The sequence below is a fragment of the Micromonospora sp. RL09-050-HVF-A genome (assembly GCF_019374995.1).
Taxonomy (GTDB): domain Bacteria; phylum Actinomycetota; class Actinomycetes; order Mycobacteriales; family Micromonosporaceae; genus Micromonospora; species Micromonospora antibiotica.
This window is the reverse complement of sequence record NZ_JAGKQP010000002.1, coordinates 6,766,663-6,778,380: the sequence shown is the minus strand read 5'-3', so window position 1 is coordinate 6,778,380 and position 11,718 is coordinate 6,766,663. Positions and strand designations below refer to the sequence as shown.

7 protein-coding genes and 1 pseudogene are annotated in these 11,718 nt (G+C 71.5%); 2 read left to right on the top strand and 6 right to left on the bottom strand.

The genetic code is table 11. The annotated features are described in order from the left end of the window. Positions 1-106 precede the first annotated feature (106 nt). From J7462_RS29690 to J7462_RS29680, 3 genes and pseudogenes are all read right to left on the bottom strand, one after another. A complete protein-coding gene (locus tag J7462_RS29690; RefSeq protein WP_208569146.1) occupies positions 107-2,671 on the bottom strand; it encodes an FtsX-like permease family protein in 2,565 nt (854 codons plus the stop codon). Next, positions 2,671-3,477 carry an ABC transporter ATP-binding protein gene (locus J7462_RS29685; protein WP_208569145.1) on the bottom strand — a complete coding sequence of 269 codons (807 nt, stop codon included), beginning with the start codon at positions 3,475-3,477 and terminating at the stop codon, positions 2,671-2,673. Before J7462_RS29685 ends, J7462_RS29690 begins: the two co-directional genes overlap by 1 nt. Before the next feature lie 140 nt (positions 3,478-3,617). Beyond that, positions 3,618-6,451: pseudogene (locus J7462_RS29680) on the bottom strand (AAA family ATPase). Positions 6,452-7,282: 831 nt separating this feature from the next. On the opposite strand from J7462_RS29680, the gene J7462_RS29675 reads away from it, so the two are divergent. Continuing rightward, positions 7,283-7,552, top strand: a complete 270-nt coding sequence (locus tag J7462_RS29675; protein WP_208569143.1) for a DUF5988 family protein — start codon at positions 7,283-7,285, stop codon at positions 7,550-7,552. A 178-nt stretch (positions 7,553-7,730) separates the two neighbouring features. On the opposite strand, the gene J7462_RS29670 is transcribed toward J7462_RS29675, so the two are convergent. Both J7462_RS29670 and J7462_RS29665 read right to left on the bottom strand, forming a co-directional pair. Beyond that, positions 7,731-8,507 carry a thioesterase II family protein gene (locus J7462_RS29670; RefSeq protein ID WP_208569142.1) on the bottom strand — a complete coding sequence of 259 codons (777 nt, stop codon included), beginning with the start codon at positions 8,505-8,507 and terminating at the stop codon, positions 7,731-7,733. A 315-nt stretch (positions 8,508-8,822) separates the two neighbouring features. Further along, positions 8,823-10,556: an MFS transporter gene (locus J7462_RS29665; RefSeq protein ID WP_219469148.1), complete on the bottom strand. Its 1,734-nt coding sequence runs from the start codon at positions 10,554-10,556 to the stop codon at positions 8,823-8,825. 81 nt (positions 10,557-10,637) lie between these two features. On the opposite strand from J7462_RS29665, the gene J7462_RS29660 reads away from it, so the two are divergent. Continuing rightward, positions 10,638-11,246, top strand: coding sequence for a TetR/AcrR family transcriptional regulator (locus J7462_RS29660; RefSeq protein WP_208569140.1), 609 nt, complete (start codon positions 10,638-10,640; stop codon positions 11,244-11,246). 131 nt (positions 11,247-11,377) lie between these two features. Here J7462_RS29660 and J7462_RS29655 read toward each other — a convergent pair whose 3' ends face one another. Continuing rightward, positions 11,378-11,638, bottom strand: a complete 261-nt coding sequence (locus tag J7462_RS29655) for a PqqD family peptide modification chaperone (RefSeq protein WP_307799579.1) — start codon at positions 11,636-11,638, stop codon at positions 11,378-11,380. Positions 11,639-11,718: the final 80 nt, after the last annotated feature.

The following is an 11,718-nucleotide window of genomic DNA, read 5'->3' as shown; positions in this document are numbered from 1 at the left end:
GCCACCGGCCGATCGTCCCAGCGGTAGGTCGCCCCGGGGACCCGGACACACGGTGGTGCCCCCGGTCACCCGACCGGGGGCACCAACGGCGCTGTGGGGCGCGTTCCTACTCGACGGCGACCGCTGCTTCCGCCGGTCGGGTGAGCATCACCCGACGACCGGGCAGCACGGTGGCGGCGAAGGCCAGCACCGCCGCACCCGCCACCACGGCCAGGTAGATCCAGATCGGCCCGGAGGGCACCGGTCGCCCGAGCACCACGATGCTGAACGGCAGCAGTGTGGCGACGGAGGCGATGGTGCCGAGCACCACACCGATGACGGCGACCATGCCCGCCTCCACGCTGAGCATCTGGAGTGCCTGCTTGCGGGTGGCGCCGATGAGCCGTTGCATGCCCAGCTCCCGGCGTCGGCCGGCGGTCGCCACGATCAGGGTGTTCGCCACCGAGATCATGGTGTAGCCGGCGACCAGCGCCACGAGCAGGTAGTTGACCCACGCCTGGGTCTTGGTGCGCTCGGCGAACGTGGTGATCGCATCGCGGCCCTCGATCATGGTGCCCGGGTGACCGGCGACCTTCTCCCGCAGGCTGGCCGTCAGCGCGTCCCGGCTGGTGCCGGGCTCGGCGGTGACCAGGATCTGCCGGGACAGCCCGGTGGTGCTGTGCGCGGCGAGCAGGTCGGCCGGGAGCAGGATCGTCTCGAACCCCTTCTTGGCCGGGTAGAGCGCCACCACCCGCAGGTCGACTGCCGACCGGTCACCGAGTCGCAGGGTGATCTGGTCGCCGACGCCGACGCCGACGTTCTTGCCGGCGACCTCGGGCAGCGCGACGGTGTCACCCCTGAGGTCACCCAGGTTGCCGGCGCTCGTGCGCACACCGGTGATGCTGGCGGCGCTGGCCCCGCTCACCCCCTGCAACGGCCAGGGCGACTCCACATGCGACCCGTCGTACGGCTTGTTGATCCACCCGGCGCTGGTCACGTACGCGGAAGCGTCCTCGACGCCCGGCGCGGACCGCAGCGCCTCCACCGTCTCGGCGGGGAAACCGCCGGTGGTGGAGCTGAGCACCAGGTCGGCCCGCAGGTTGTCGGAGTAGTACCGCTCGGCGGCCTCGTTCTGGGTGGTCTGGAGGTAGAAGTTGGCCACCGCCAGCGCCACCGCCAGCATGATCGGGGTGACCGCGGAGGCCACCCGGACGGCGCGGGTCCGGACGTTGACCGTGCCGAGGTAGCCGGCCAGCCCGAAGAACGCCCGCACCGGCACGCTGAGCACGGCGGCGAACAGCCGGGTCAGCCCCGGACTGATCAACGCGATCGAGATCGCCCAGCACATCACCGCCGGCCCGGCGGTCGCGGAGGCCACCGCGCCCTGCATGACGATCGCCGTCACCAGGATCAGCGCGAACCCGGCGGCGAAGAACAGGATGGAGAACACCACCCGGGGCCAGCTCACCCACTTGCGCTGGACGGCGGCCTCGGCGATACCGGCGGTGGGCCGGATCTTGGAGGGGCGTCGCCCGGCCACGTAGGCGGCCACCATCGCGGCGAAGATCCCGATGGCGGGGGCCGCCAGGTAGGGGACGAAGCCCTGGTGGAACTCGACCACCGGCGAGATGACCCCCGCGTCGGAGACGATGTGATAGAGCAGCGGCCCGAGGAACACCCCGGGGGCGCAGCCGAGAATCGCCGCGCCGACGGCCACCACCAGCGCCTCACGGCGCACCATCGTCCGGATCTGCCGGGGCGTCGCACCGATCGAGCGCAGCAGCGCGATCTCCTTCTGCCGCTGCTGCACCGACAGGCCCAGGGTGCTGGCGACCACGAAGATCGCCACGAAGACCGTCATGCCGGCGAAGACACCGGAGAGCGGGATGAGCTGCGCCTGGCCGCCCACCGCCTCGGGGAACTCGGCCGCGCCCCGGTCGTCGCCGGTGAGCACGACGAGCTTACGGTCGGCGAGGGTCCGCTCGATCCGCTCGCGCAGCGCCTCCACGTCGGTGCCGGGCTTGGCCAGCACCCCGATCGCGTCGGAGGTGCCGGTGTGCGGGTTGAGCCGCCGCTCGTCGTCGCCGGAGAAGAACAACGCCGACTGGCTCACCTCACCCGGTGGGGTGGCGATGCCGCTGACCTGGAAGGCGGAGGTCACCCCACCGACCACGACGTCGACCCGGTCACCGACCTTGACCCGGGCGAGCTTGGCCACCGCCCGGTCCAACACGACCTGCCCGGCCTGCGCGGGGGGCTGCCCGTCGAGCCGGTACGGCCCGAGCTGCGCCGACTCCCACCCGTGCCCCAGCGACTGGGTGCCGACGATCACGGGTGCGCCGTTGCGCACGACGGTGGCGGCGAAGGACGACTCGGCCACCGCCCGCTCGACCCCGGGCACCCCCTGGATCTTGCTGACCAGGCCCGGATCGATCCAGTACCGCTCGGCCAGCGGCACCGACTTGATGTTCTTGGTGTCCTGCGGGTCCTTCTTGGGCACGCCGTAGGTCTGCTTGCCGCTGACCACCACGTCGGCCGCCGCCAGCCGCTGCGGCGGGACCGCCATCCGGATGCCGGTCTCCATCAGACCACCGCAGGCGACGATCAGCGCCACACCGAAGAAGACCGCGATGAACGTCGCGATGAACGCGAGCTTGCGGTAGCGCAGGGTGCGCCACGCGAGGTACGTCATCAGAAGCCACCCCTGCCGGTGGACTGCGCCGCCCGGTTCTGCTGCCACGCGGTCAGGTGGGTCATCCGCTCGGCCACCACGTCGGCGGTCGGCGCCTCCAGCTCCCCGATGAACTGGCCGTCGGCGAGGAACAGCACCCGGTGCGCAGCGGCTGCGGCGACCGGGTCGTGGGTCACCATGATGATGGTCTGTCCCCCGCTGGACACCGTCTCACGGAGCAGTTGCAGCACCTCGATGGTGGTCTGGGTGTCCAGCGCGCCGGTCGGCTCGTCGGCGAAGATCACGGCCGGTCGCATGATCAGCGCCCGCGCGATCGCGACCCGCTGCTGCTGACCGCCGGACAGCTCGCTCGGCAGGTGCTTGCGCCGCTCGGCCAGCCCCACCCGACCCAGCACCTCCACCACGGAGTGGCGGTCGGGCCGGCGGCCGGCCAGCCGGAACGGCAGGCCCACGTTCTGCTCCACGTTCAACGCCGGCATCAGGTTGAACGCCTGGAAGATGAAGCCGACCCGCTCCCGGCGCAGCCGGGTCAGCTGGTTCTCGTTCATGCCACTGAGTTCCTTGCCGTCCAGCACCACCGAGCCGGACGAGGGCACGTCGAGCCCCGCCGCGCAGTGCAGGAACGTGCTCTTGCCGGAGCCCGAGGGCCCCATCACGGCGGTGAAGCTGCCCCGGGGGAAGCTCATCGTCACGCCCCGCAGCGCGTCGACCCGGTTCTCACCGCGGCCGTACGTCTTGCGTACATCGTCCAGCCGCACCGCATCGGCACCGCTGGTCGGCGTGCGCCGGTCCTTGTTTCTGTCCACCTCATGCTCCCCGCAAAAGAACGTCGCCGAACGGCGGTGGGTACATGTTCACGGTATGGATCGGGCCGATACGGCTCAATGGAGCTAATGACCCGAAGGGGTGGGCCTAGGCCCACCCCGGAATCGGCACCTGCGGCGGCTCAGCTCGCCTGGACCGCCGACTCCCACTGCGGCCAGGACCGCTCGCTGCCGCCAGATCCGACGGCCAGCAGCCCGGCCCCGGCCGCGTCCATCGGCAGTCCCAGTGACAGCTCGGTGCGACGCCGGACGTTCAGCTTCCGGTAGACCCGGGTGAGGTGCTGTTCGACCGTGCTCACCGTGATGTAGAGCTTCTTGCCGATCTCCCGGTTGGTGTGGCCGAGCGCGGCCAGGGTGGCGACCCGCTGCTCGGCGTCGCTGAGCCGGGACATCTCCTCGTGCTCCGGGGGGGCGTCCGGGTCGTCGCCGCCGGCCGCGTCGCCGCCGGGCAGCAGCCGCCGGCACAGCGCCTGCGCCTGGATGTCCTTGGCGAGCTGCAACGCGCTGCGGGCCACCACCCGTGAGGTGTTGAACTCGCCCCGCCCGTAGTGGGCGCTGCTCAGCGCGGCCAGGGCGAGGAAGAGCTGGTAGCGGTCGCCGGATTCCTGGAGCAGGTTGGCCGCCTGGCGCAGGGTGTTGACCCGTTGCTTGACGTCGAGCGCGGAACCGAGCAGCCGCAGGGAGACCCCCCTGGTCCGGGCGTTCTCGGCACCGGGCCGGGACAGTTGCTCGGTCACCATGGCGCGGGCCCGTTCGGGCCGGCCCGAACGCAGGTAGACCTGGGCCAGGTCGCCCCGCCAGGGCAGCAGGGCCGGCAGGTCCATCCCCCACTGGGTGGCCAACTGCCCGCAGGTCTCGAAGTCGGCCAACGCCGCGTGCACCCGCCCCCCGGCCAGGTGCAGGTGGCCACGGGCCCGCAGATACAACGGCCAGAACCAGGTGTCCCGCATGGCGTCCGGGATGACGTGTTTGAGCTGCGCCTCGGCCTCGTCGAGCTTGTCCATGCCGATCATGGCGAGCAGCATGTTGGACAACGGCGAGCCGATCGCCACCCCCCAGTTGTGCGGCGACATCGCATCCAGCGCCTCGCGGGCGAACCGCTCGCTGAGCGGCAGGTCACCCTGGCGCAGCGCGATGTGCGACCGGACGTCGGACAGGATGGCATGCCAGGTGGTGGCCCCCGGGCGCCCGCCTCGGCGCCCAGCACGTCGCACCAGTGCACGGCACGGTCCATCCGGTCGGCGTAGACCAACGTCTGCAACGCGCACAGCGCCGACTCCAGCCCGACGTCGACGAGCAGATGGCTGCCGAGCACCTGTTCGGCGCGGGCGATCACCTCGTCGGTCACCCCGTCGGTGAGCACGGCGGTCAGGGAGGGGGTGGCCGACCCGAGTGAGCCGTCGGAACGGGCCGGGGTCCCGGCCGGCGTGACCGCCGGGCCGGCGTCGGCGTCGAGCTCGGCGAACGCCACCGGGAAGTGCAGCCGCAGCCACTCGGCGCACCCCTCCAGCTCGGCGGCGGTGGTGGCGTCGAGCTGCTGGCGGGTGTCCCGCAGGTGCCGCAGGGTCTCCTGGGCGTCCGCCCGGTGACCGTGCCAGAGCTGGTAGCGCAGCAGCGCGGCGGCGTGGCGCTCGGAGAGGTGCCCGGCCCGCAGGGCGTCACGCTGGGACTGGAGGTGCTGGCTCACCGCCGCCGGGTTGATCCGCCACTGGCAGGCGGCCAACGTCGCGGTGAGCGCCGCCCGGCGGGGGACGTCGTCGCACATGTCGTGGGCCAGCTTCAGTGACTCCACCGCGTCGTCGACCCGGTCCTCGGCCAGCGCGTGGGTCGCCGAGTCCTGGAGCACCGTGATCGCCCACGGCTCGGCCAGGCCGCCCGCGGCGAGCAGGTGCCCACCGATCGCCGGGGCCGGGGCACCTTCGGCGTGCAGCAGTTCCGCCGCCCGGGCGTGCATCTCGGCCAGCGCCTCCGGGGTCAGGTCGTGCAGGACCGCCGCCCGTGCCGCCGGGTGCCGGAACCGCCCGGCGTGCAGCAGGCCGGACATCGTCAGCGCGTTGAGTACCCACTGGACCCGGGCCGGCTTGGTGTCCAGCAGCCGGGCCAGCAGCGCCGGGGTGGCGAGGTCACCGAGCAGGGCGAGCCCGTGGGCCGTCTCCAGGATCGTCGGGTCCCAGCGTCGCAGGCAGGCCAGGACCGCCTGGCGGAACTGGTCGCCGACGACCACCTCGGCGACCTCCGTCGAGCCGGCGACCCGCCGGTCCTGGCCGAGCGCGTGCAGCAGCAGCGGATTGCCGCCGCTGACCCCGTGGTACGCCGGGGCGAGCGCCGCCGCCGTCTCGTCGTCGACCCAACCGCGCAGCAGCTCGGCGACGCCCGCCTCGGACAACGGCGACAGCTGGATGTTGCAGAAGCTCGCCTGCCGGCTGATCTCGGCCCGGAACTCCGGGTGGAACGGCTGCGGCTGCGGCGACTCGGTGAGCACCACCAGGATCTGCGCGGCGGTGAGGCGCCGTTGCAGGTAGAGCAGGGTGTGCAGGGTCGTCTCGTCGGCGAACTCGACGTCGTCGACGAGCAGGACGAGGGGGCGGGCGCGGGCGATGTCGATCAGCTCGACACACATCGCGTGCACGGCCCTGATCTCGGCGTCCCCTCCGGTCGTGACGCCCTCGATGTCGACGAACGCGCCGATGCGCCGCATCACCTCGTCCGGCAGCGGCACGCTGTGGAACAGTTGCCCCATCACGGCGGCGGGCAGCAGGCGTTCCGCCCGGGAGCAGGCGGCCCGCAGCACCAGCCCGCCCGCTGCGCCGACGTGGTCGGCGAAGGCCCGCAACAACTCGGTCTTGCCCGTGGCACCGGGGCCGCTGATCAGCGCGACCCGCCCCCTGCCCGTGACGCTTCCGGAGTAAAGGTCCCGCAAGATGTCAAGCTCGCGGCTTCTCTCCACAAATTCCACCCGTCTCCCCCCAGGTCAGCGATGACGCATCGAACGAGGGTGCCGCCGACTACGGACGGGCCCCCCGGCGAGACCCTTCGGCTCGATGCCACGCGGGCCGCCGGGACCCACCCGGCCACTGACCACGTCAGCCGGCAAACCAGGTCATACAATGATGACTGCCAATTGATTGATGACTTTCACCGCGTCCCGACGGCGAGCACAGCATACATAGACACCCGTACAAGACGGTAGTGGGGTGGTGATACTTCGTCATCGATATTACGCACGGCCATGGCGTTATGTCGGATTGTTGGCCTCGGCCGAAAAATTACCACTCGGTAGCAATTACATGATCGAACAACCGTCCCGCCCCCTCCGACCTGCACGGATAGCCGCAGATTCGGCCCGTCGGACAGCGCGTTGACCTGCGAAATGACTCCGGCAGAGGGTTCGTACCGGAATTTTTCGGGCCAACTCTCCCGGCCCGCACCGATCCCGCCCACGTCGGCACACCACCACCGACCGGACGAGAAGCAGCGAATCGGGCAATCTACTCTTGAGCAAAAATTGAGTTTCAGCGAGAAGACGACACTATTACGGATGCAATTCATAAGCTCTGGTCAATGCTGTCGCCCTTGCGACATCGCCGGGGCTATCACAAATGCGACCCACCGGGCCGCAAAGTAACCGCAGGTTGGCCGGCCGCCGAAATCTGGGCGTCGGCCGGCGGGTTAGGGGTCGCTTCCGGGTATGCGCGGGCCAGTGGTGCCGCCACGCTGGAGACATCCGAGGGCAGTGACGCGGAACACGGTGTCCGCCGCGCCCCTGCCCCCAGCCGAGGAGGAAAGCGTGGACGATCTCACCCGGGTGAGCAGCGCGCGGCGGTTCAGCGACGTTCGCGGCGGTGACCACTTCGACGTCGTGCTCGAGGGCGGACCGGTCGGCCTGCCGGCCACCGATCGCGCCCACAGCGCACCGGTCGGCACCGGCCGGATCAAGGTGCCCTATCTGGGCGGCTACGAACACTTCGAACGCTCGGGCGACCACGACGGCCTCAATGACGACGCCTCGCGGGTGGTGGTCTTCCAGTGGACCATGCGGACCAAGATCGCCGAATGACGGGTACGACGGGCGGGTCACCGGTGCGCCGGTGACCCGCCCGTCGTCGTACCGGTGCCCGTGACCACCCCGCCGGCACGGTGCCCCGGTCGGACGTCACCACCCCCGCAGGTCCAGTGTCCTGGTCGGACGTCACCACCGCGCCGGCGCGGTCGGACGTGACCGGGTCCCGGTCGGGTCAGCCGGTCGGTCCGCCCTGCTGCGCCTGCGCCAGCTCGGCACCGATCAGCCGGATCACGTCGGCTGCGTGGTCGTTGAGATAGAAGTGCCCACCCGGATACACCCGCACGTCGCACTCGCCGGTGGTGTGCCGGGCCCAGTCCCGCGCCTCGTCCAGGGTGGTCATCGGGTCCGCGTCACCGGTCAGCACGGTGATCGGGGCGTCCAGCAGCTGATCCGGGTCGGCCCGGTAGGTCTCCACCGCCTTGTAGTCCCCCCGCACGGCGGGCAGGATCATCGGCAGCAGCTCGGGATCGCCCAGCACCCGTGGGTCCGAGCCGCTGAGCCGGGCCAGCTCCCGCAGCACCCCGGCGTCGTCGCGGGTGTGCACGTACCGCTCGTCCCGGACCCGGGACGGGGCCCGGCGGCCCGAGGCGAACAGCCGCACCGGCGGCCGACCCGTGTGCCGTTGCAGGCGCAACCCGACCTCGTAGCCGAGCACCGCACCCATGCTGTGGCCGAAGAGCGCCACCGGGCGGTCCAGCCACGGGGTGAGCGCCTCGAACACCCCGTCGGCCAGGTCGGCGATGGAGTCCAGGACCGGCTCGTGCCGGCGGTCCTGTCGACCCGGGTACTGGATCGCCAGCACGTCCACTGCGGGCGAGAGGGCCCGGGACACCGGAAACAGGTAGCTGGCCGAGCCCCCGGCGTGCGGCATCGCCACCAACCGGATCGCGCTGGACGGCGCCGGATGGAACCGCCGCACCCAGAGGTCGTTCTCGAGCGTTGCCGTCATCACTGGTCCTCTACGGGTCGACACTGCGGGTGCGCCCCGCAGTGGGACGTCTCCAACGGGCGCACCCGGCCGGCCGGGCCGGACCGCCGTCTCGGCCGGTGCCCGGATCCGCCGTCACGCGTGGTGCTGACGCCCTCCCTGCGACGCCGGTGCCCGCTGTCGAAGCGAGCGTAGGAACGCCCGAAACGCCGGGACAACCCCTAAGCACAGCGGTGGCCCCCTAGCCCGCCGGGACGGGTGGGGGCCAGGAGGCCGAATGCCCGGAGGTGGCGCTCCCGACGAGCGGGAACGCCACCTCCGGGTGGTCGAACGTGGTCAGGCCACCGGGTGCGCCGGCCGGACGGGTTGCCCGGTGGACCCGGGTCCGATCCGGACCGCCGGCCCCGGGTCGGTGTCGCCACGGTCGGCGTCCTCGGCACCCGCGTCGGACGACGGGGGGTCGACCGTCCGCTCCGGGTCGACGTGACCCGTCGGGGCACCGGGGGCATCGGCGGTGGGGTCGGCCGGACCGTCCGCCGGGCCCTGGCCGGGCACCGAGGCCCCCACGTTGCGCAGCAGCACCGCGGCCAGCACCGCCGTCACCACCAGGATGCCGGCCGAGGCGAGCGCGGCGGCCCGCAGCTCGGTGGCGAAGGCGGCCCGGGCCAGCGTGACCAGCGTGTCCGCTGCGGTGGCGGAGAGCGTCCGGCTCTCCTGCACCGCGCCGCCCAGGGTCTCCCGGGCGGTCGCCCAGGAGTCCGCCGGCACGCCGTCGGGCGCGTCGCCGGACAGCTGCCGCCGGTAGACGAACGTGCCGATGCTGCCGAGGATCGCGACACCGAGCGCCGCACCGAACTGGCTGCCGGTCTCGGAGAGCCCGGCGGCGGCACCGGCCCGCTCGGGCGGCGCGGTGGACACGATCAGCTCGGCGCTGAGCGTCAGCACCATCGCGATGCCGCCGGTCATCAACGCCTGGCCGACCACCACCAGGGCCAGCCCCGACTCGTCGCCGACCTGGGCGAGCACCAGACAACCGGCGGCACCCACCAGCAGGCCACCGGCGGCGACGTAGGCCCGCCGGAAGCGCTGCGCCAGCATCGGAGCCAGCACCGCCGCGCCGACACCCGCCGCACCCGCTGCGGGCAGCGACCACAGCCCGGCGCTGAACGGGCGTAGCCCGAGCACCAGCTGGAGGTACTGGCTGATGAAGAACATGAACCCGACCAGCGCGAAGTTGGCGAGCACGTTCATCACCACCGCCGCGCTGAACGCGGGAGCACGGAACAGCCGTACGTCGATCACCGGGTCGGCGAGTCGCCGCTGACGCAGCACGAACACCGCCAGGAAGACCAGCCCGCCGACCACACCGGCCACCGGCGGCCAGTCCACGCCGTCCTCGGCGAACTGCTTGATGCCCCAGATCATCGGCAGCACGGCGACGAAGGCCAGCACCGTACTGATCAGGTCGAGCCGGCCGGCTGCGGCGTTGCGGAACTCGGGCAGCAGCAACGGGGCCAGGATCAGCAGCAGCAGCATGATCGGCACGTTGATCTCGAAGACGGTGCCCCAGGAGAAGTACTGGAGCAGCGCGCCGCCGGCCACCAGGCCGATGACGCCACCGGCGGAGAAGCCGGCCGCCCAGAGCCCGATCGCGGCCCGGCGTTCGTTCTCGTCGTGGAACATGTTGCGGATCAACGACATGGTCGACGGCATGAGCGTCGCGCCGGCGGCACCCATCACCGCCCGGGTCCCGATCAGCATGCCGGGACTGTTGGAGAGGGCCGTGGCCACGGATGCCACACCGAACACCGCCGCACCGATCATCAGCAACCGGCGGCGCCCGATCCGGTCCCCCAGGGTCCCCATCGGAATCAGCAGGCCGGCCAGCACGAAGGCGTAGACGTCCGTGATCCAGAGGAGCTGACTGCTGGTCGGCTCAAGGTCCGCCGTGATGAACGGCAGAGCGTACGACAGCACGGTCATGTCCATGCTGATGATCAGTGTCACCATGACGAGTACCGCGAGACCGATCCACTCGCGGCGGCCGGCCTTTGCCTGCGCTGTAGCCATGGCCGAAAGCTACCACCGAATTTATACGCACGTATACATCCGGTGGATGAATTAGGGGGTGGTTCCGAGTAGGGTGACGCCGTGGGTCATCGGGAACGCCTGCTGGCAGGGGCCAGGGTCTGCCTCTACGAGCGCGGCTACACACGCACCACCGCCCGCGACATCGTCGCCGCGTCGGACACGAATCTGGCGTCGATCGGGTACCACTTCGGCTCCAAGGAGGCGCTGCTGACCGCCGCCCTGGTGCAGGCGTTCGAGGAGTGGGGCGTCGAGATCGACCGGGTGCTGCGCGACGGCACCCAGCCCGACCTGATGGACCGGCTGGAGTCGATGTGGACCGGCCTGGTCGAGTCGTTCGGCACCCACCGGCCGCTCTGGGTCGCCGGGATCGAGGCGTTCGCGCTGGCCGAGCACCTGCCAGTGCTGCGGGAGCAACTCGCCGAGACCTACACCCGGGCCCGCCCGGCGCTGGCCACCTTCGTGATCCGCAACGGCGGTGAGCACGTCACCGAGGAGACCCGCAGGGCCGTCGGCTCGTTCCTGCTGGCGTTGATGACGGGACTGACGGTGCAGCGGTTGCTCGACCCCGAGGCCGCCCCGTCCGGTAAGGAACTGGCCGAGGCGCTGCGGGTGATCGTCGGCGCGGTCAACGACTCCACCGACACCACCCACCCGCCCGCCGACGCCTGACCCCCGCCCACCGGCCCACCGGACAGGGGTTCGACGCACCGTCGACCGGGACGCCGCCCGCGTGCAGGGGGGCCGGATAGGGGTCGGTCCGGCACAGCCGTCGGACGCGGCGGACAGACCCTCCTCACCGGTCACTCCACCCGTACCAGACCGGCGCGGAGCATGTCCTCCAGCCAGACGTCGAAGTCCCGTCGGGTGGCCGCCGGATCAGCCGACCACTGCCGGGCCAGGACAGCGGCCGCCCGTTCCAGCGAACCGCCCTGCTGCTGCAACGCGATCCACATCGCGGCGGCGGTCGCCCCGAACCGGTATCGCAGTCCGCTCCGCTCGGCGGTCAGCTCAAGCTGCCCGTTCCGGGTGACCTTGGCGACGATTCCCTGTTCGAGTCGCACCCGCACTCTCCCTGCCTCTCCCGTGTCCACCCCTGGTGGCACCTACCGGCGAACCGTGAACGTCCACCAGACCCGGCCAC